This window comes from Ruegeria sp. BHSB058 (assembly GCF_059613285.1).
In genome coordinates, this window is the sequence record NZ_JBXWSF010000039.1 from 16,790 (window position 1) to 36,322 (window position 19,533).

Consider the following 19,533-nt stretch of genomic DNA (forward strand, 5'->3'; position numbering starts at 1 on the left):
TTCAGGAAGGCGAAAACAATGAAGGCACCGAACCACGTGACAGTCGGCGGCGCCCCAGAAGGGTTTGACGCACAGCTGATCTTGAACGAAATCGCCAGGACAAAATCACCGGTGGCCCATGTCGCGCGCGATGACAAGCGGATGGAGGCGATGCGCGCAGCGCTCGCATTCTTTGCACCTGACATGCCCGTTTTTGTCTTTCCGGGTTGGGATTGTCTACCATATGACCGTGTGTCGCCGAACCCGGACATCGCAGCGGCTCGGGTGGCCACATTGGCCGCGCTTGCACATCAGATGCCAGCGCAGTTCGTTTTGTTGACGACATTGAACGCTGCGACCCAGCGTGTCCCATCCCGCGATGTGTTGCGCGAGGCCGCTTTTTCTGCCCGTGTCAATCACCGCATAGACGAGGCTGCATTGCGCAACTTTCTCGTTCGCATGGGGTTTTCCCAAAGCCCGACGGTGATGGAACCGGGTGACTACGCTATTCGCGGAGGGATAATCGACATCTTTCCGCCCGGTGAAAGCGGACCGGTGCGACTTGACCTGTTTGGAGATGTTCTTGATGGCGCGCGCCGGTTTGATCCAGGTACGCAGCGCACGACAGAAAAGCTAGAAGTGGTGGAACTAGCCCCGGTATCCGAAGTCATCATGGACGACGCCGCGATAACCCGGTTTCGCCAGAACTACCGTATCGAATTTGGCGCGGCAGGCACTGACGACCCGCTTTATGAAGCGGTAACCGCAGGCCGGAAACACCAAGGGATGGAACATTGGCTGCCCTTCTTTCATGACAGGCTTGAAACTCTTTTCGACTACCTTCCCGACGCCACGATCACTTTGGACGATCAGGTTACGCCGACCCGATTGTCGAGATGGGAAGGTATTGAGGATCAATATGAAACGAGGGTGTTGGCGCTGAAAAACCGTTCACGAATGGACACGGTGTACAAACCTGCGCCTCCCTCGCTTCTGTATTTAGACGATGCCGCATGGGGCAAAGCGGTTTCGGATCGACGGGTCTTGCAGTTCAATCCGTTGCCGCAATCGACGGGCCCTGGTGTAATCGATGCCGGAGGTCGGATTGGGCGTAACTTTGCACCCGAACGCCAACAGGAAAACATCAGTCTTTTCGGTGCGTTGGCTTCGCACATAAACGACAAGATGAAAAAAGGGCCGGTCCTCATTGCCTCTTATTCCCAAGGTGCGCGCGAGCGCTTGACCGGGCTGATCGAAGACGAGGGTCTGGCCGAGGCGATACCGGTCAAAGATGGCACAAGGATCGGAAACCGCGGCCTGCACTTGGCGGTTTGGGCTTTGGAACATGGGTTCGAAACGCCCGATCTGACGGTAGTTTCCGAACAAGACGTTCTGGGCGACAGACTGATCCGCCAGCCCAAGAAACGCCGCAAGGCCGAAAACTTCCTTACCGAGACCCAGTCGCTCAGCCCCGGCGATCTGGTTGTCCATGTTGACCATGGTATTGGGCGCTATCAGGGGATGGAAGTGATCACGGCCGCCGGAGCGGCGCATGAATGCCTGTTGTTGGAATATGCCGAACAGGCCAAGCTGTACTTGCCGGTCGAAAACATCGAACTTCTATCCAAATACGGTCACGAAGAGGGCTTGCTGGATCGCCTGGGCGGCGGTGCGTGGCAGGCAAAGAAAGCCCGGCTCAAGGAAAGAATCCGAGAGATGGCCGACCGCCTGATCCGGATTGCCGCCGAACGCGCCTTGCGCAAGGCGCCGGTCATGGACCCTCCGCATCACGCGTGGGAGGAATTCAGCGCGCGCTTTCCTTACCAGGAAACCGAGGATCAGCTGCGCGCCATTTCGGACGTGATGGAAGATCTACATTCAGGTGTTCCTATGGATCGGCTGATATGCGGTGATGTGGGGTTCGGAAAGACCGAGGTCGCGATGCGGGCAGCGTTTGTGGCCGCCATGTCCGGCCTGCAGGTTGCAGTGATCGCGCCAACGACCTTGCTCGCTCGCCAGCACGCGGCGTCCTTCAGGGACAGGTTTCGGGGCTTTCCATTGCAGGTCCGGCAATTGTCTAGATTTGTTTCAGCCAAGGAGGCGCAACAAACCCGCGAAGGGCTTGCAAACGGAACGGTTGATATCGTGATAGGCACACACGCGTTGCTGGCAAAGGGCATTCGGTTCAACAATCTTGGACTTCTAATCATAGATGAAGAACAGCATTTTGGTGTGGGTCATAAGGAACGGCTGAAACAACTGCGGTCGGACATCCACGTTCTGACACTGACCGCAACGCCAATACCGCGCACGTTGCAACTGTCACTGACCGGTGTGCGTGACCTGTCGATCATTGGAACGCCGCCTATCGACCGCCTCGCGATCCGGACTTATGTGAGCGAATTCGATTCAGTTACGATCCGTGAGGCATTGTTGCGCGAGCACTATCGGGGTGGGCAGAGTTTTTACGTGGTCCCGCGAATTTCCGATCTGCCGGATATCGAACAGTTCCTGAAAGACCAATTGCCCGAACTGACCTATGTGGTTGCCCATGGGCAAATGGCGGCGGGAGAATTGGATGACCGGATGAATGCCTTTTATGACGGCAAGTATGACGTTCTTTTGGCAACGACCATCGTTGAAAGCGGTTTGGACATTCCGACCGCGAACACGATGGTGATCCATCGGGCGGATATGTTCGGGTTGGCGCAGCTATATCAGATCAGGGGCAGGGTAGGGCGCTCCAAGACCCGCGCCTATGCCTATCTGACGACCAAGCCGCGAATGAAGCTGACGCCCGCCGCCGAAAAGAGGCTGCGTGTTCTTGGTTCGCTCGACACGCTTGGGGCGGGATTCACTCTGGCATCGCAAGACCTCGATATTCGAGGTGCCGGGAACCTGTTGGGCGAGGAACAATCCGGCCAGATGCGCGACGTGGGCTATGAACTGTATCAATCAATGCTGGAAGAGGCGATTGCAAAGATTAAGGCCGGAGAACTCGGGGGCCTGAGCGATGCCGACGACCAATGGGCGCCACAGATCAACCTTGGTGTTTCGGTTCTGATCCCCGAGGATTTCGTACCGGATTTGGATGTGCGGCTAGGTCTGTATCGCCGGTTATCGTCACTGTCGTCCAAGGTGGAGCTAGAAGGCTTTGCCGCAGAATTGATCGATCGTTTCGGTTCTCTTCCCAAGGAGGTCAACACCCTTCTACTGGTGGTTCGTATCAAGGCAATGTGCAAACGGGCAGGGATCGCCAAGATGGATGGGGGGCCAAAAGGGGCGACGATCCAGTTCCACAACGACAAGTTTGCTTCACCCGAGGGGTTAGTGGAGTTCATTCAGAACCAGCGCGGGTTGGCAAAGGTCAAAGACAACAAGATTGTCGTGCGCCGCGACTGGAAAAATGACAGCGACAAGATCAAGGGCGCCTTTGCAATAGCTCGCGATTTGGCCGAGAAGGTGATCGAGACCAAGAGAAAGGTTAAAGCCTGAGACGTCAGTCTCCTGCAACAAAGGTGCACAGTTGCCAGTCACCGTTTGGTGATTTTGCGAAGGCTGCACGATACCCAACCATGGACCATAAAAAGTCGCGGTGCATGTAGCCTTCCGCCCCGTCTGTAAGCCGGATTTTTTGGTAGTCGGCGTCAGGATCGAAACCGAACGCGAAAACGACTTCGTGACTGATGAGATCAAGGATCGTAGCGTCTGAAGTGCCTTCCGAGCGCAAAGCTACTCTCTCTCCGGTCACAAAATACGTATCAAATGGGTCGACATCTGCAGGCAACCTGATCTGCCACTGATAAGGCATCCAGAACTCGCCCTGTTCATCGAAATATCCCGGCGCTTCAAGCGTATCCGAAAGTGCGGTCCAGTATTCTGCGCGCAACTCATCGGCCTCGTGTTGAAACTCTTCGGACAGGGTTTCCGGCGGTAGAGTGAGGTTCAGGCGAAGCTCCTCTGGGCCACCCTGGCCTCCGAGGCTGAGGTGAATGTCCGGGCATGCCGAGGCCACAACAGTTTCGACATCACGATTAGCCACTGCTATCCTAAGACCTTTGCGGAATACCTCGAGGTCTGGGTCGCTTCCGGCTTCGTCTGTAGGTGGAAAGGATTGGCGTTCAGCGAGTGCATGAGTGGCAAAAACAGTAAGTGACAGTAGTATCCAGAATCTCATTCCGCAGCCTTCATTGCAGCCCGAGCACAGAAACATGATGCGCCGACTACCCGGTCCGCTCTTGCCAGTGCAAAATTTAGTTGTTGGTGAATCTGTTTTATTTCAGCATGTTCGCCACGTTTATTGAGGCAGTCATACAGCCCCTTAAGGCTCCAGACATTGTTCGGGTGGATAAGCGCGCGGCCAAGAGTCCCTGCTAAACCCAAATCTTCACGATAGACTGTTTCGGCTTCTTCAATACGGCCTTGTTCTAACAGCAAGGCCCCCAAAGCGTGGCGTGTCGGCTGCATCCAACCCCAAGGCTCGTCGTACTGCAAGCCATCGTCCAACTCGACGGAATGGCGCAAGTGAGAATAGGCGATGTCATAGTTGCCTTTCCGATACTCGATCTCGCCGCGCAACATTTCCTTTGCGACTTCAAGTAGATCGATAACCCTGTTGTTATGTAATAGACGTGTTTCCGGAACCCGTACTGCGGCTTTGAGGAACAGTTTTTCTTCGTTTTCCGCTTCACGGACCTGGCCGGTTGCCGCAAAAGCCAGAGCACGTGCATACCGCGTTGTCGCTGCGAGGGTGCAGAATAGATCCTCATCCTGGGGCATCTCAAGCTGCAGTGCCTCCTCCCAGCGGCCAAACCGGATCAGGATGTGCGGCCCCATGGCCATGTAACTTTCGAAATAGTCGGCCATGGGCGGGCTTTCGATGCGCAACATCTCTTCGGGTGTGGTGTCCCAGATACCTTGATTGGCGCGTAAGGCCGGTTCCATTTGACCGAGGAACAAGGAACCATAAATCACAAAGTGATAATTGTGCTGGCGATAGCCGGTATAAATGTTGAACGCGCCTTCGCGTTCGTAATACTTCAGATCGGCCTCGACGGCTGCCTCGTTCCAATGGACCACATTGTGATAATGGCCACATTGCACGTCGATATGGGTCGGCATGTGCACAAGGTGACCTGCATCCGGCACCAGTGTTCTGAGAACATCACCTGCTTTCAATGCTTTTTCGGGGGTCGGGGACATCTCCATCAGATGTACGTAAAGATGCAAAAGACCGGGATGAGACATGGCGGCCGGGTCATTGGCCATGGCCCATTCCATAACCTTCTGCGCTTCCAATGTGGCGGCACCTTCGGCAGGTTCGCCAGTTTCCAAATTCCACATCTGCCATGGAGTCAGGTTGAGCAGAGATTCGGCATAAATTGTTCGAACATCAAGGTGATCGTGAACCTCGGCAAACGCAGCCCGCATCGCATCCGCAAAATCATGATCCCAGAGGTGCATTTCATCAGTCAAATGGCGCTGAGGATAACGTGCTGGCAGAGCGCCAATCAGGGCGGATTCTGCCGGGGTCACACCGTCCACTAACGACAATGCCTTTTGCGTGGCGTCATAAGATTTGGCCAACGCATCAGCGCGACCTTGGGTATCCAAACGTTCCCAAGGCATGTTGTAATTTGGGCCGGAGGTATAGGCGATGCCCCAGTATGCCATGGCGCAGTCCGGATCCGCATGTGCTGCTTTTTCAAAGCAGGCGACAGCTTCGGTATGGTTATAGCCGTAGGTCCAGATCAAACCTCGATCAAACCAAAGCTGTGCCTGCGCAGACCGAGTTGTTACCGGGCTCGAATATGTTCCAAGATCGTAATAGGCGCTCATGAAGTCCCCCTTGCTTGAGGGGATTGTAGCCCACTTGTGCGAAATCAAACAGGTTATGCTGGTAAGTGGTCCTCGATCCGTCCCATGTGCAGCATCAATGCAAAGGCGACGATGCACATCGTGAGGGTGCCGAATGTCAGCGGTGTCAGCGAACCATCAAACAACAGCCCGACGGGAGCCGCAATTGCAGCAGCGAGTACCGTGGAGATCGCGCCGATAACGGATGCAGCCATACCCGCAATGTGCCCCATGGGTTCCATCGCGATGGCGTTCAGATTGCCTAGGGTTGTTCCAGCCATGAAAAAGATTGATGCCTGCCAGCCGACAAAGAGAGCAAAAGAAGCATTCGGCGGCAGATCGACAGAGTTCAGGGCAATGACAAGCGATGTCAACACGATCTGGGCGGCAAGTGTCCATGTCACCATCCTGCGCATACCGACCCGCACTACCACCGCTGCGTTAAGGACGCTGGCCGATCCAGATATCAGAGCCACGAAGCCAAACCAGAAAGGAAAGCTGTCGGCCCGATCATGGATCACATCATACACTGGTTGCACCATGGTCAACATGGTGAACAGAACCCCCATGCACAGGGTTTGGACGATGATCGACAAACGCACAGTCGGATGCGTGAACATTTCCATTGCGGAGCTGACCATCAAGGGAAGCCGTAAGGGGCGTCGGTTTTCGCGGGGCAACGATTCGGGCAGGCGCAGTCCCATCCAGGTAATCGAGATAAGAGAGAACAGTATGAAGGACATGAATATGCCACGCCAACCTGCCATTGCGATGACACCAGCACCGAGCATCGGCGCGACAGCAGGTACCAGCGTAAAGATCATCATGGCGATCGACACGATCCGCGCCATTTCGCGCCCGGCATACAGGTCCCGAACGATCGCCATGGCGACAACCCGTGGCCCTGCGGCTCCCAATCCCTGCAATACTCGCGCGGCCAGAACCATCTCAAGCGACGAACTGGCCCATGCAACTGCGGAAGCCAGGATATAAAGGCTGGCTCCTCCAAAGATCACCGGTTTGCGCCCGAAAGCGTCCGACAGTGGCCCGGTAAAGAAGGTGCCGATGCCCATACCCAAAACGAAGGAGGTCAAGATCAACTGCGCCCGATTCACGTCGCCCGGGCTGAGTTGTGCTCCGATCTCGGGCAGCGCGGGCAGCATTGAGTCGATCGAAAATGCGATTGTCGCGAACATCATTGCAATCAGCGCAATGAATTCGGCCTTGGACATTCGGTCGGCCATCGGCGTCTCCTTACCCATTCGCGCTATCATGTCGGGGGGAAGAGAACCATATGGTACAATGCACAGATTTATGTGCTATTTTGCAGAAGAAGTCTCCAGTTGAGACACGATTTCGCCGATCACTTTCTCCCAAAGTTCAGGAGGTTGCGCGCCGGGAACAGCATGCTGATTGGCGACAATGTAAGTGGGGACGGAGTTGATGCCCATTTGTCGGGAATGCGTATCTCGACTACGGATTTCTTCACGATCCGCATCGGAGTTAAGCAGTTTCAGGATAACAGCAGCATCCATCCCGATGCTGTCGGCGGTGTCAGCAAGGACTTCGTGATTACCGATGTCGCGAGCTTCCACGAAATAGGCCTTGAACAAAGCCTCGACCGCCTCGTTCTGTTTTCCTTCGATCCCAGCCCAATGAATGAGGCGGTGCGCATCCAAAGTGTTGGGCGTACGCTCCATATCTTCGAACTTGATTGTAAGGCCCGCTTGTTCCGCATGCTCTACCACTGGCGCATAGGCCCGAACGGCGCCTTCCTTGCCACCAAATTTGCGTTCCAGGTACTCACGCCGATCCATTCCTTCATCGGGCATATCCGGATTCAGCTGAAATGGATGCCACTCGATCACGAAAGGATGATCCGGTACCTTTGCCAACGCTTTATCCAGATGTGTCTTGCCGATATAACACCAAGGGCAAATAGGATCGGACAGGATATCGAGCTTGACAGTTCTGGTCATTTGGATGGTGCCTTGAAATGGGCCGGCAGAGCGCGGCGCAGTAGTTTTCCGTTGCCGCCCATCGGCAGGGCGGGCAAGTAGACGAAAGCGCGGGGTTGCTTGTAACGCGCCAGATTTGCCTCCACATAGTTGCGCAAACCTGTATCGTCCAGTTTTTTAGGTCCGGTATAGAAGGCCGCAATCACGAACGTGTCCTGTTTTATTTCGACGGCAGCAGCGCCTACCTGCGTTATTCCTGGAAAACGGGATAGAACAGATTCGACTTCAACCGGAGAGACGCGATATCCACCCGCGTTCATCATGTCGTCGTCGCGACCCAAGTAGGTTATTTGTCCGTCTTCATCCATAACGCCCTGATCCCCTGTCAAAAACCAGTCGCCCCGCATACGGGCCTCGGCTTCGTCCGGCGCATTCAGATAAGTCAGCATCAGGCCGGGATCTGTGCGGTGAACGGCGATCGTTCCTTCTGTGCCACAAGGTACGGGGCCGTCTGGCCCCAATATGGCTATCCGTCGGCCCGGCTGTGGTCGCCCCAAGGTATCACCTTTGGCCGGTGAGGCGGGGCTGGATGAGATGAAAGTCGAACATTCCGACAAGCCGTACGCTTCATAGAGCTCTCTGCCAGTCGCATTCACCCATTTTTCGTGAAGGGCGCGTGACAGTTTTTCGCCTGCACATAACCCGTGACGAAGGTCGGGCAGGGCTAAGTGTACATTCTGTTGCAGCAATTTGCGATAGACGCCGGGTGCGGCGGCAAAAATGGTCGCGCCAGAACTTTTCAGCATGGCAGGCAGCATTGAACTGTCAGTGCCGGGTTCGGGAACCAGGGCAGTTGCCCCAGTCGTCCAAGGGTCCATTAGCCCGGTACCCAGTGTATAGGTCCAATTAAACGCGCCGGCGTGGCAAAGCCGGTCCTGTTCAGTCAATCCGTACCAACCGTCCACCATCATCTGCCGCGCCCAGATTGCGCGATGCGCATGGGCGACCGCCCGAGGTTGTCCCGAAGTGCCAGAAGTATAGACGACATAAGCCAGACGCTCGGGATCCCCCATTTCGAATTCTGCGGGCGGTAAAGAGTGCATCGAGGTCAAATCGTCCAATCCAATCTGGTGTGGATGATCAGAGCAGGCGACAGTCGGGTCGCGGAGAACCGCCGTAGGTCGCAACTCGTCGATGATTTTTGCCGTTTCCACCTCAGTGAGTTGTGATGAAGTGGGAATTGGTACGATCCCAGAAGCTATCGCCCCGAGATAGGCAATCGGAAACTCAACCGTATTTCCCAGCCGCATCAAAACCAAATCGCCAGGTTGTAAACCTCTTTCCAACAAGCCCGTCGCCGTCCCCCGGACAGACGCTTCGAGCTTGGCATAACTCCAATTCTCACTTCCCGTGCCGTGCAGGACGGAAAGCGCAATCTTGTCGGATAAGGCCGCGGCCTTGCGCAAAACATGCGCGGCCAAATTGAAGGGGGTAGGGCAGGCCGGTGGCGGACCTTGGTCAAAGATCGACAGCATGTCGATTGGCTAGCGTGCGACGCAGCGCGTTGCAAGCGCACTGGACCGGCCCTATAGAAAAGGCATGAAAAACCGAGACCCCAAATCCCTTATCCGTATCGCGCGGGACAATGGTGCCGCGACAGAGGTTGAACCGCTTGATCTTGGTGCCCGTGTCAGGGAGTTGCGCAAGGCCAGGAACTGGACCCTTGAGCAGGCTGCCACCCAAGCTGGTCTGGCGCGATCGACGCTCAGTAAGATCGAGAATGGCCAGATGTCGCCAACTTACGATGCATTGAAAAAGCTTGCAATTGGATTGCAGATATCGGTTCCGCAACTTTTTACGCCGCCCCAGCGGGATCAGGTCATTGGACGTATGTCGGTTACGAAGTCTGGGACGGGAACGGCGCATGCCACGGCGACATATGAACACGAGTTGCTGGCAGACACCCTGACCAAGAAACAGATGCTGCCTTACCGGGCGCGTGTCCGAGCGCGTTCGATGGAGGAATTCGATGGTTGGGTGCGTCATGACGGTGAGGAGTTTATGTATGTCCTCACGGGCGTAGTTCGGCTGTATACTGAGTTTTATGAACCGGTCGAAATGAGGCGCGGCGACAGTGCCTATTACGACGGCAGTATGGGGCATAACGTGATCTCGGTTAGCGACGAAGATGCAATGATCCTTTGGGTCACGTCACTTATGTGATCAGGTATTCAGTTCGCGACACAACTCTTCGGTGAACAGGAAGTCTTCGAGTTCTTCATGGGCTTCGTTGACCGTTAAGTGATGCCGCTCCGCCAAATATGCCTCGAACCGGTGCCGATCCTGTTTTACGAAGGGCATATCCTGATCACGCAAGTTGGGAAACCGCATCTTGGCGCGGGCATAAGTGGTGGCCCAATCTTGTGTCAGGTCCGTCCAAGTCATCATGTGCGAGCTTTCCTAGTGAGTGTTGACGGAACGCTCCCCTCCCTCCGGTAGGGTAAAGAATATGATGCTGCCGTGGAGACTGGTCAAAGTGTCGCACTTATTGCGGTTGTACTTTCGAAAGAAGTACGCCCGTCGCGGGAAATCCGCAACGGGCTGACGGACCTGACATTGGAGTGAGTGGCGGCCGGTCCGTTAACTTTCATCGGCAAATAGCCAATTTAATAGGTAATGCCCGACAAATACAGCAAGAATCTGCATTGCAACAAACATAACGATATGGGGAGGATAGATGCCTGCGAAGGTATCCGTAAACCCCCTAGCGAACGTAACGGCCGGATTTGCGAAGCTTGTTGATGATGTGAACCAATACGCGCCGGTAATGTAGAGCCCGACCAATGGCGGGACAGCATCCGGTTTGTGCCGAATTCCGCCGAAAATTACGAATAGCAAACCAAGTGTAGCGATGATTTCGGAAAACCATTGGTGCGCGCCCGTACGGTGCATTGTCGTTGAGGTTTGGAGAATCGAGAGGTCGAACATGAAATGCGCGGCCCAAACTCCGACCAGCGCTCCGGTAATCTGGCACGCCATATATGGAACGACCGCGTGCCAGGAATGCTCCTGTCTAAGCGCAAAAGCGAGCGTGACAGCGGGGTTGAAATGCGCACCGGAAACCGGTCCGAGCGTTGTGATGATAGCATACAGGATGCATCCGGTGGCGATGGCGTTCGCAAGCAAGGCAAGCCCGACGTTCTCGCCAGATAATCCGTCGGCCATTATACCGGAACCGACGACACCGATCAGCAGAAATGCAGTGCCGAGAAACTCGGCAAAATACGCGCGGGGGTTCATTGACTGTCTCCGATACGGTTCAATTGAGCAGAAAGTTCGGATTTATCCATGATCTCGATCGGTAGTCTCAAAAGCGCTGCGGCTCGTCGCTCCAGAACTTCGTACGCCTTACGAAACGCGCTACTCCACTCTGGCTCTGCCCTAGCAGCCGGGTCTTCGACCCCCCAATGCGCACGGATTGGTGCCCCAGGCCAAACTGGGCAGGTTTCATTGGCGGCAGAACCGCAGACGGTGATGACAATATCCATCTGCGGCGCGGAAGAAGTCGCGAATTCGTCCCAGCTTTTAGAACGGGTGCGTGTTGTGTCATGGCCCATTTCAGCGAGCAAGGTTAAGGACTGAGGATGCACTTTTCCGGTGGGATTGGAGCCTGCGGAATAGGCGTGTACGCGGCCGGTTCCCATAGTGTTCAAGATGGACTCCAAAAGGATTGACCGGGCAGAGTTGCCGGTGCAGAGAACGAGGATGTTCATTGATTTTCCTTGGTGGCGGTGCAGATTCAATCGGTCATCCGACCAATGTCGTCGACCTTGTGTTGCAGTGATATCCGGTCGAGCGTTTCGAAAGGTAAGCTGACAAATGTCATGATCCGATTTCGCAAAAGCCCGAAAGCTTGCTGAAATGCGAGGTGTTTTTGTGCGTCTGTGCCTGCGGCTTTGACCGGATCTGGCAGCCCCCAATGGGCGCTCATGGGGTGTCCTGGCCAAGCTGGGCAGGCTTCGTTTGCCGCATGATCGCAGACGGTGAAAACGAAATCCATCTTTGGGGTATCTTCAGAAGCGAATTCGTCAAGGGATTTTGAACGCAAGCTGGCTGTGTCGTAGCCTTTGCTTTCCAACAGTTCCAGCACTTCCGAGTGCGGGTTTGCGGAAGGCGCAGTTCCAGCCGAATAGGCGTTGAATAAACCACGGCCTTCCCGTTGCAAGATTGCTTCGGCCATGATCGAACGCGCAGAGTTTCCGGTGCAAATGAATAGCGCGTTAAAAACACGGGACTGGTCTGTCATCAAAGGGTCTCCTGACAGAGAAATGCAAAGATCAGGACGGTTCCGGCAGCAATCCCCAAGCAAGCCGGAAAACAAACCGCGGATTTCATCCAGATTTGCGCTGTAGTTGAGCGTGGTCCCTTCACGTTTCTGCTCTATTAATCCAGCACTCCTGAGGGAGCCTAGATATGCAGAAGTTGTGTTCGGCTTGAGACCTAATGCCTCGGCAATCTGTCCCGCTGGCACGGCCTCGGGGAATCGGCGCATTAACAGCCGGAACAGATCAAGCCGGTTGGGGTGGGCAAGGGCGTTTAGTTTGTCGCATAGCTTTATTTCCATATTTCCGGAAATATGGAAATAAATGGCGGCCGTCAATCCTCATACCACCAAACTTCAGGCATATACTGTGGTCCGTCGCCGTAAATTGGGATGTGATCGGGGTACTTCAGTTCCTTAGCATGCGCGATACGTCCGACATCAAAATTCCAGATCGGTATCACATAACGGCCCGATGTTAACACCCGATCCAGCGCACGGGTTGCTGCAAGAAAATCTTCCCGCGTTTCGGCCGCCAGGATTGCATTGATCATTGCGTCCGCTGCGGGAGAGGACAGCCCCATCAGATTTCTGGTGCCAGCTGAATCTGCACCCTGACTGCCCCAATACAATCGTTGCTCGTTTCCGGGTGACAAAGACAATTCGCGGCGGAATGGTGTCATGTCGAAATCCAATTCCGCCAATCGCCCCGCATATTGCGCGTTATCGACTTTTTCCGCCGTAAGGCCAATGCCCAACCGTTCCAGCGCGCGAGAGTAGATCTCGATAACGGTTTGCATGTCGGTATCGCCCTGACGAAGCAGAACGGTAAAGTTGAAAGGCTTTCCATCTGCATTGAACAGGGCGCCGTCTTTGACGGTCCAACCCGCCTCTGCCAACATATTGGCGGCTTCGCGAAGGTTTTTGCGATTACGTGCCGATCCATCGCTTTCAGGCAGTACGTACCCTTCCAAAGCGCCAGGAAGAAGATCGTCAGAAAAGGGCGTCAACAAATCGCGAACAGCGCCCTCTGCAGGTCCCGGCCGCATGGCAAGATCGGAACCCGAAAAATAGGACGAGATCCGCTGCTGCGCGCCTCCGGTAATCGTGTCGTTAATGTATTCGAAATTGAAGGCAAGCATCAAAGCTTCACGTACGCGCCAGTTGTCAAATGGCGCCTTGCGCGTATTCAAAACAAATCCGGTAATCCCAGACGGTTTACCGTGGGGGATTTCGGTCTTGACGATATCTCCTCGGCGAATGGCAGGAAAATCGTATTGGGCATCCCACCTTTCGGCGTTGAACTCGCGGACAGCGGTCAACTCACCAGCTTTGAACGCTTCGAAAAGCACGGTTTCGTCGCCATAGAATTCGATCCGCAACTCGTCGAAGTTCATTGTTCCACGCCGGAATGGCAGATCTTTTCCCCAATAGTTCGGATCTCGCTTCAGGGTGACTTGCCGACCGGCTTCATAATCCGCAACGACATAAGGGCCGGTACCGATCGGAATATCTTGCAACGATGAATTGGCGAAATCTTTATCGGACCACTGCTCCTTTTTGAGAATGGGGCGTAACCCGGCGATCAGCGCCAATTCCCTGTCTGCAGCGTTGAAGGTGATGCGAACGGAACGAGGCCCGGTCTGTTCAATGCGGTCGATCTGGGACCACAATCCACGGTACCGTAGATGCCCTTCTGTTCCCAAGATCTCGTAAGACCAGATCACGTCCTCGACAGTAACAGGGCTGCCATCCGAGAATCGCGCGTCTTTCCTGAGGGTGAATTCGACCCACGATCTGTCAGTTGGTGTTTCAACTGATTCGGCCAAAAGTCCATAAAGTGTGAAGGGTTCGTCCCAGGATCGGCCCATCAGGCCTTCAAAGGACCAAAACCTGATTTGCCAGGGAACGGTTCCCTTTTGGATAAATGGATTCAGATTGTCGAAGCCGCCGGTGTTTCCGAAAACGACACGACCACCTTTGGGCGCTTCCGGGTTTGCATACGGAAGCGACACAAAATCCGGTGGCAAGGCGGGTTGCCCATACATAGCTATGCCGTGTGCCGATTCTGCAAAGGCATTTCCGACAGCCAAAATTACTGTAAATCCCGCAAGAAACGGACGAATGGCGCGTAAAAAAACTGGTCGCACTTTGGCAACAATCCTGCTCATGCCTTATTTTCTTGATGATCATCGTAGCGATGGTTTTCCATATTTTCAAACTTTTAGCTTGGATGCCGCAGGGGAATTGCGTATAAAGGAGTCACTGCTCGATAGGTTTCTTGCCTGTATGAAACCTGCCTCAATAACTTAACGCCCGCTTCGTGCGGGCGTTTTTTTGTTCCGAGATCGCCTTCGAGACTTTGCGTTCTGCTTATCCTTTTTGACAAAAGCTGCCAGACAGAAGTTGCGCATCAACAGATACGTTTCCCCGTTTTCTTTGCAGGTGCAGCATGTCAATCTCTGCATTGACTACGCATTCAATCGGGAGAGCGATCATGTCCTTGTCGGGAAAAACTGCAATCATCACGGGTTCCAATTCCGGGATCGGTTTGGGCATCGCCAAGGAGTTGGCCAAAGCGGGTGCAGACTTGGTGCTGAACTCGTTTACAGACCGGGATGAGGACCATGCGCTTGCAGCGCAACTGGCTCAGGATACCGGAGTGGAGGTGCGTTATATTAAGGCAGATATGTCGGACGGAGATGAATGTCGGGCCTTGATCGAAAAATCCGGGTCTTGCGATATTCTGGTGAACAATGCCGGTATTCAACATGTCTCTCCCATCGACACTTTTCCAGTCGATAAGTGGAACGCAATTATTGCCATTAATCTAAACTCGGCCTTCCATACAATGGCTGCAGCCTTACCGAAGATGCGAGAGGCAGGCTGGGGCAGGGTGATCAACATCGCGTCGGCCCATGGCTTGACTGCGTCCCCCTTCAAGGCCGCCTATGTTGCGGCCAAGCATGGTATTGTCGGCATGACCAAAACCGTCGCTTTGGAAACCGCGCAGGAACCGATCACATGCAACGCGATTTGTCCCGGATATGTTCTGACCCCGCTGGTCGAAGCGCAGATTCCCGACACAATGAAAGAGTATCAAATGAGCCGCGAGGATGTGATCAAGAACGTCATGCTACTACGTCAGCCTTCCAAGGAGTTTGCCACCGTCGAACAACTTGGCGGAACTACGGTATTTCTTTGCTCGGATGCTGCGGCCCAAATCACCGGAACAACGATTTCCGTCGATGGTGGCTGGACAGCGCTTTAGTCGCAGTCAGGTAGGCCGCCAATGTAACCGGGAGGGTGAGACTTGAAACGGATCAATCTGGCCTTACAGGGCGGCGGCGCACACGGGGCATTTACCTGGGGTGTTCTGGACCGACTGTTGGATGAAAGTGATATCGAAGTTGCCGCGATTACCGGAACGTCCGCAGGCGCGTTGAACGGGGCGGCCTTCAAAGCTGGAATGGCAAATAACGGGCGTGAAGGAGCTCGACAAACTCTGAATGACCTATGGAAACGCATGGGTGCGGTTGGCGATATGCGGATTGCGCATTGGATGCGATTTTTTGAAACCGCACATATTGCACAGAGCATTGAGCTTTCAGTTCCCTTTTCCGTTGCCGACACATGGTCGCGAATGGTGTCGCCATATTCATATGGGCCGTTTTATGTGAACCCTTTGGCACAAGTGGTGGAAGGGTTCGATTTTAACCAGGTCTGCGCCGAACGAGGACCGGATCTGTTCGTTTGTGCGACCTGTGTTCGAACCGGTAAAATTCGGGTGTTTTCTGGTCGCGATGTTTCGACTGATGCAATTTTGGCGTCGGCCTGCCTTCCAAATCTGTTTCAAGCCATCCAAATCAAAGACCCAGGCACGGGCCGGATGGAGGCGTATTGGGATGGCGGGTACTCCGGAAATCCAGCTCTTTTTCCACTATTTGTCGACGGGTTGCCTGAAGACGTGATAATCGTGAACATCAACCCTCTAGAACGCGATGAAGTCCCGCGCACACCCCAGCAAATCCACAATCGGATTAACGAGATCAGTTTCAATTCGTCCCTGTTACGGGAATTGCGCGCCATCAACTTTGTTCAACGACTGTTGCAGCAAGGGAAAATGAAGAAAGGAGAGATGAAGCGTGTTCATGTTCACATGATCGCTGATGATGATCTGATGAACAGCTTGTCGGTTGCCACAAAACTGGTACCAACCCCTGTTATCCTTAACCGGCTGAAAACAGCAGGTCGAATCGCGGCGGACCGCTTCCTGAACGCGCATATGAAGGATATCGGCGAATGCAGCACGGTCGACCTGCCTGCGATGTTCGGCTAATCACTCCGGTGGGCGGCTGGGGTCTTTGTCATTGGGATAGACCAGTCCCGCCGAAATCACGAGCTTTGCGGCATCCTCAATGGTCATGTCCAGAATGATCACATCCGAGGCTGGGAAGAATAGAAGAAAACCAGAGGTTGGGTTCGGTGTCGTCGGTACAAAAACACTGTACAACTCTTCGCCAGCAGAAGTTCGTTTCGAAATCTCGCCTTTAGCCGTGATCGACACAAACCCAATGGCCCAAATTCCCCGGCGCGGGTACTCAATAAGACAGGCCTTTTCAAATGACCTCTCGGTTTGCGCGAAAACGGTTTCGGAAATCTGTTTGATTCCCGAGTAAACCGAACGAATGACCGGCATCCTGGCCACCAGTTGCTCGGCAAAATGGATCAGCGAGCGTCCAAGAATACCTTTGGCGACCCATCCCACGATGATTGTGAAGAACAGGAAAAATATGACACCTACGCCGCGCAGGTTGATTCCGATGTATTGCTCGGGGCGGAACTGGTGCGGTACCAGCGGCAGTACAGCACTGTCGATCCAGCCGACGACGGACAGGATCAACCAGGCAGTCAGCCAGACGGGTGCGATGACAACGATCCCCGTAAGAAAGGACGCGCGCAGTCTGGCAAACAGACCGGGGCGGCGGTGCGGTTCTTCGTCAAAGGGTGTGTTCATCGCGGTCTCTGATATTTCGCCGATCTAGTTAGGCAGTTTGTCGCAGCCGCACAATAGTGCGGTGCAACAATTCCATCAGAGCTTGGTCAAGTTTGACAGTGACTGAGCAATTCTAGCGGCCAGCCGGGCATTGTTTCTGACCAGTGCGATATTGGCGGTCAATGATCGGCCATCCGTTTGCTCGTAAATCCGTTGCAACAGATACGGCGTCACACCCTTGCCTGTAATCCTGTGCGCGTCGGCGTCTGCTTGGGCTGCGGCAATGATCGGGGCCAGTTCGGCGGCGGGAATTTCGTCTGCTGCCGGTATCGGATTGGCGACCAGTTGCCCACCCGGCAAGCCCAATGCGCGGCGCGTGGCATGCGCGCGGGCGATCTCTTCGACGCTGTCAAGGCGGAGTGGTGCGGGATAGGGCGATTGTGCAGACCAGAACGCGGGAAACAAATCCTGTCCATGCGCGATTACAGGCACGCCGAGCGTTTCCAGAACCTCGAGTGTCTTCGCCAGATCGAGGATAGCCTTGGCCCCAGCAGCGACAACGGTGACCGGCGTTTGAGCCAGTTCGTGGAGGTCCGCTGATATGTCGAATGTGGTCTCCGCCCCCTGATGTACGCCGCCGATTCCACCTGTCGCAAATACCTCGATCCCGGCGTAGCGCGCGGCGATCATTGTCGCAGCCACGGTGGTTGCGCCGGTGTTACCGGACGAGATGCAGACGGCCATGTCCGCGCGCGAGATTTTGGCAACGCCTTGCGCCTGACCCAGCGCAGTTAGCTGCTGCGGCTCAAGCCCGATGCGTAGTTGACCTTCGATCACGGCGATGGTGGCCGGAACGGCACCCGCATCGCGGACGTCTTGTTCCACCTGTGCCGCGACTTGGACATTCTGAGGATAAGGCATCCCATGTGTGATGATCGTGCTTTCGAGGGCGACGATTGGGTGTGCCGCATCTTTGGCAGCGCGGACTTCATTGGAAAACTGAAGATCGATCAAAACGGTGTTTCTCCGGAAACATAAGTTGCGGCCGCATGCAGGGCACGGGCAAGGGCTTCGTCTTCATTCGCCCCGGTGGCTTCGGCAGCGATATGTGCTGCCATGAACGTATCGCCTGCACCTGTTACCCGTGTGACAAGTACTGGCGGTGGTGTTTGCGTGAGAATGCTCTCTGTGCTTGCCACCGTGGCAGAACTACCACCGTCGGTCACCAGGGCGCGCAGCGCACCCCGTTCAACCAGGCAGTGGGCGGCACTTTCGGAATCTGTAAATTCCTGTTGGCACAGCAGGCCCGCTTCTTCGAGATTGACATATAGCGTCGCGCGCCCGTTCTTTAGGAATGGCAGCAACCTTTCAGCCTTGCCGGGTGAGGCGGGGGCAACGCGCAGGTCCGCGTGGGAAAAAGCCGCGCTTTTTGCGATTTCTTCCAGCAAAGCAAGCGTCAGGTTTCCGTCAAGCGCAACCAAACCGTCGAATGGCGCGTTTTCGGTCCCCAAAGGGCCGTAAATGAGTGGATGCAGAATTTTGGCGCCAGCTGCCTCGAGCGAATGCGCATCCGCAATGGCTGCAATCAAACCATTTGCGCCTTCGACGGCCATATATCGATCGGTAGGCAAGTCTTCGGAACGATATATGTGGTCTGTAATCATCCCAAGCTTTGCGCAAGACAGAGCCAGTTCATCGCCTTCCGGGTCGCGACCAATAGCAGTCAACAATGTGGGCGCCATTCCGAACCGCACCAAGGTCATAGCAATATTCATTGCCACCCCACCGGGCAAGCGAGAGATCCTGCCAGGCACATCTGAACCTTGCCGCATATGGCTAGCGGATCGACCTATCACGTCCCACAGGACCGAGCCGATGCAAAGAATGTCGGTTTTCTGACTCATTTGGCTGTCATGCCGCATGGAAAGCCGTCGTGCAAGCAGGAAGGTTACCGCTCACACCATTGCATCGAACAGAGACTGAAGCTTGGCCAGCGGATCGTTATTTGACCAGATTTCATCACCAATGCCGAAAAAATCTGTGTGCGGGGTCAGTGCACGCACGGTGTCTTCGGTCAAACCGCCTTCGGCCACCACCGGCACCTCGATCATCTGGGACCACCATTCGAACAGACCCGGTTCGGCAACAGAACCGTCGCCCAAAGACGACTGTCCGACAGGGCCAAAAGCCACATAGTCAGCCCCGGATTCACCCGCAGTCATGCCGTCGTGACGTGAAGTTCCGCAAAAACTTCCTACGATGGCATCGGTGCCGAGTTCTTTGCGGGCGCTGCGGATTGAGCGGGCGGCGTCGTCCAGATGAACGCCGTCTAACCCCAGTCTTTGCGCCAACAGGACATGGTTCGAAATCACCAAAGCGACGTCGCGCGCATGCGCGACTTCACGGCAAGCGTCAGCCGCTCG

General features: G+C 54.9%; 19 protein-coding genes. 5 read left to right on the plus strand and 14 right to left on the minus strand.

Annotation, left to right across the window (positions count from 1 at the left end):
- Window positions 1-18: 18 nt before the first annotated feature.
- Window positions 19-3,474 carry a transcription-repair coupling factor gene (gene mfd, locus AC2FNB_RS11595; protein WP_496746447.1) on the plus strand — a complete coding sequence of 1,152 codons (3,456 nt, stop codon included), beginning with the start codon at window positions 19-21 and terminating at the stop codon, window positions 3,472-3,474.
- A 4-nt stretch (window positions 3,475-3,478) separates the two neighbouring features.
- On the opposite strand, the gene AC2FNB_RS11600 is transcribed toward mfd, so the two are convergent.
- The 5 genes from AC2FNB_RS11600 to AC2FNB_RS11620 form a co-directional block, all read right to left on the minus strand.
- On the minus strand, window positions 3,479-4,021 hold the full coding sequence (locus AC2FNB_RS11600) for an SH3 domain-containing protein (RefSeq protein ID WP_496746449.1): 543 nt from the start codon (window positions 4,019-4,021) through the stop codon (window positions 3,479-3,481).
- 131 nt (window positions 4,022-4,152) lie between these two features.
- Window positions 4,153-5,817 (minus strand): tetratricopeptide repeat protein, encoded by a 1,665-nt coding sequence (locus AC2FNB_RS11605; protein ID WP_496746451.1) that lies wholly within the window; start codon window positions 5,815-5,817, stop codon window positions 4,153-4,155.
- Between the two features lie 53 nt (window positions 5,818-5,870).
- A complete protein-coding gene (locus AC2FNB_RS11610) occupies window positions 5,871-7,079 on the minus strand; it encodes a multidrug effflux MFS transporter (RefSeq protein ID WP_496746453.1) in 1,209 nt (402 codons plus the stop codon).
- Between the two features lie 75 nt (window positions 7,080-7,154).
- Entirely contained in the window at window positions 7,155-7,814 is a 660-nt protein-coding gene (locus tag AC2FNB_RS11615) for a DsbA family oxidoreductase (RefSeq protein WP_480750930.1), read from the minus strand.
- The gene (locus AC2FNB_RS11620) at window positions 7,811-9,328 is read right to left on the minus strand and encodes a class I adenylate-forming enzyme family protein (RefSeq protein ID WP_496746455.1); all 1,518 of its coding nucleotides are present in this window, start codon (window positions 9,326-9,328) and stop codon (window positions 7,811-7,813) included. Before AC2FNB_RS11620 ends, AC2FNB_RS11615 begins: the two co-directional genes overlap by 4 nt.
- Before the next feature lie 64 nt (window positions 9,329-9,392).
- Here AC2FNB_RS11620 and AC2FNB_RS11625 point away from each other — a divergent pair, with 64 nt between their 5' ends.
- The gene (locus AC2FNB_RS11625) at window positions 9,393-10,016 is read left to right on the plus strand and encodes a helix-turn-helix domain-containing protein (RefSeq protein WP_480750932.1); all 624 of its coding nucleotides are present in this window, start codon (window positions 9,393-9,395) and stop codon (window positions 10,014-10,016) included.
- Here AC2FNB_RS11625 and AC2FNB_RS11630 read toward each other — a convergent pair whose 3' ends face one another.
- From AC2FNB_RS11630 to AC2FNB_RS11650, 5 genes are all read right to left on the minus strand, one after another.
- Window positions 10,017-10,241 carry a hypothetical protein gene (locus AC2FNB_RS11630; RefSeq protein WP_480750933.1) on the minus strand — a complete coding sequence of 75 codons (225 nt, stop codon included), beginning with the start codon at window positions 10,239-10,241 and terminating at the stop codon, window positions 10,017-10,019. It lies immediately after the preceding gene.
- Between the two features lie 192 nt (window positions 10,242-10,433).
- Window positions 10,434-11,093: an aquaporin gene (locus tag AC2FNB_RS11635; protein WP_496746457.1), complete on the minus strand. Its 660-nt coding sequence runs from the start codon at window positions 11,091-11,093 to the stop codon at window positions 10,434-10,436.
- Window positions 11,090-11,566, minus strand: coding sequence for an arsenate reductase ArsC (locus AC2FNB_RS11640; protein WP_496746459.1), 477 nt, complete (start codon window positions 11,564-11,566; stop codon window positions 11,090-11,092). Before AC2FNB_RS11640 ends, AC2FNB_RS11635 begins: the two co-directional genes overlap by 4 nt.
- Window positions 11,567-11,592: 26 nt before the next feature.
- The gene (locus AC2FNB_RS11645; protein WP_480751000.1) at window positions 11,593-12,417 is read right to left on the minus strand and encodes an arsenate reductase/protein-tyrosine-phosphatase family protein; all 825 of its coding nucleotides are present in this window, start codon (window positions 12,415-12,417) and stop codon (window positions 11,593-11,595) included.
- A 32-nt stretch (window positions 12,418-12,449) separates the two neighbouring features.
- The gene (locus tag AC2FNB_RS11650) at window positions 12,450-14,264 is read right to left on the minus strand and encodes an extracellular solute-binding protein (protein ID WP_496746469.1); all 1,815 of its coding nucleotides are present in this window, start codon (window positions 14,262-14,264) and stop codon (window positions 12,450-12,452) included.
- Here AC2FNB_RS11650 and AC2FNB_RS11655 point away from each other — a divergent pair.
- From AC2FNB_RS11655 to AC2FNB_RS11665, 3 genes are all read left to right on the plus strand, one after another.
- The gene (locus tag AC2FNB_RS11655; RefSeq protein WP_480751008.1) at window positions 14,239-14,427 is read left to right on the plus strand and encodes a hypothetical protein; all 189 of its coding nucleotides are present in this window, start codon (window positions 14,239-14,241) and stop codon (window positions 14,425-14,427) included. The two genes, AC2FNB_RS11650 and AC2FNB_RS11655, sit on opposite strands and share 26 nt — an antisense overlap.
- 184 nt (window positions 14,428-14,611) lie before the next feature.
- Window positions 14,612-15,385, plus strand: a complete 774-nt coding sequence (locus AC2FNB_RS11660; protein WP_480750936.1) for a 3-hydroxybutyrate dehydrogenase — start codon at window positions 14,612-14,614, stop codon at window positions 15,383-15,385.
- A 42-nt stretch (window positions 15,386-15,427) separates the two neighbouring features.
- On the plus strand, window positions 15,428-16,453 hold the full coding sequence (locus tag AC2FNB_RS11665) for a patatin-like phospholipase family protein (protein ID WP_496746462.1): 1,026 nt from the start codon (window positions 15,428-15,430) through the stop codon (window positions 16,451-16,453).
- Here AC2FNB_RS11665 and AC2FNB_RS11670 read toward each other — a convergent pair whose 3' ends face one another.
- The 4 genes from AC2FNB_RS11670 to AC2FNB_RS11685 form a co-directional block, all read right to left on the minus strand.
- The gene (locus AC2FNB_RS11670) at window positions 16,454-17,131 is read right to left on the minus strand and encodes a DUF502 domain-containing protein (RefSeq protein WP_480750938.1); all 678 of its coding nucleotides are present in this window, start codon (window positions 17,129-17,131) and stop codon (window positions 16,454-16,456) included.
- A 75-nt stretch (window positions 17,132-17,206) separates the two neighbouring features.
- Window positions 17,207-18,124: a pseudouridine-5'-phosphate glycosidase gene (locus tag AC2FNB_RS11675; protein WP_496746464.1), complete on the minus strand. Its 918-nt coding sequence runs from the start codon at window positions 18,122-18,124 to the stop codon at window positions 17,207-17,209.
- A complete protein-coding gene (locus AC2FNB_RS11680) occupies window positions 18,121-19,014 on the minus strand; it encodes a PfkB family carbohydrate kinase (protein ID WP_496746465.1) in 894 nt (297 codons plus the stop codon). The genes AC2FNB_RS11675 and AC2FNB_RS11680 overlap by 4 nt, the downstream gene beginning before the upstream one ends.
- 51 nt (window positions 19,015-19,065) lie before the next feature.
- Window positions 19,066-19,533 (minus strand): thiamine phosphate synthase (locus AC2FNB_RS11685; RefSeq protein WP_496746467.1); only part of this gene is annotated, 468 nt, incomplete at its 5' end.

What these genes read in the sequence shown, in the direction of transcription:
- AC2FNB_RS11670 (WP_480750938.1), bottom strand. Translation starts at nt 17,131, where the DNA reads ATGAACACACCCTTTGACGAAGAACCGCACCGCCGCCCCGGTCTGTTT.
- AC2FNB_RS11620 (WP_496746455.1), bottom strand. Translation starts at nt 9,328, where the DNA reads ATGCTGTCGATCTTTGACCAAGGTCCGCCACCGGCCTGCCCTACCCCC.
- AC2FNB_RS11645 (WP_480751000.1), bottom strand. Translation starts at nt 12,417, where the DNA reads ATGGAAATAAAGCTATGCGACAAACTAAACGCCCTTGCCCACCCCAAC.
- AC2FNB_RS11635 (WP_496746457.1), bottom strand. Translation starts at nt 11,093, where the DNA reads ATGAACCCCCGCGCGTATTTTGCCGAGTTTCTCGGCACTGCATTTCTG.
- AC2FNB_RS11610 (WP_496746453.1), bottom strand. Translation starts at nt 7,079, where the DNA reads ATGGCCGACCGAATGTCCAAGGCCGAATTCATTGCGCTGATTGCAATG.
- AC2FNB_RS11640 (WP_496746459.1), bottom strand. Translation starts at nt 11,566, where the DNA reads ATGAACATCCTCGTTCTCTGCACCGGCAACTCTGCCCGGTCAATCCTT.
- mfd (WP_496746447.1), top strand. Translation starts at nt 19, where the DNA reads ATGAAGGCACCGAACCACGTGACAGTCGGCGGCGCCCCAGAAGGGTTT.
- AC2FNB_RS11605 (WP_496746451.1), bottom strand. Translation starts at nt 5,817, where the DNA reads ATGAGCGCCTATTACGATCTTGGAACATATTCGAGCCCGGTAACAACT.
- AC2FNB_RS11615 (WP_480750930.1), bottom strand. Translation starts at nt 7,814, where the DNA reads ATGACCAGAACTGTCAAGCTCGATATCCTGTCCGATCCTATTTGCCCT.
- AC2FNB_RS11660 (WP_480750936.1), top strand. Translation starts at nt 14,612, where the DNA reads ATGTCCTTGTCGGGAAAAACTGCAATCATCACGGGTTCCAATTCCGGG.
- AC2FNB_RS11655 (WP_480751008.1), top strand. Translation starts at nt 14,239, where the DNA reads ATGGCGCGTAAAAAAACTGGTCGCACTTTGGCAACAATCCTGCTCATG.
- AC2FNB_RS11680 (WP_496746465.1), bottom strand. Translation starts at nt 19,014, where the DNA reads ATGAGTCAGAAAACCGACATTCTTTGCATCGGCTCGGTCCTGTGGGAC.
- AC2FNB_RS11630 (WP_480750933.1), bottom strand. Translation starts at nt 10,241, where the DNA reads ATGATGACTTGGACGGACCTGACACAAGATTGGGCCACCACTTATGCC.
- AC2FNB_RS11625 (WP_480750932.1), top strand. Translation starts at nt 9,393, where the DNA reads ATGAAAAACCGAGACCCCAAATCCCTTATCCGTATCGCGCGGGACAAT.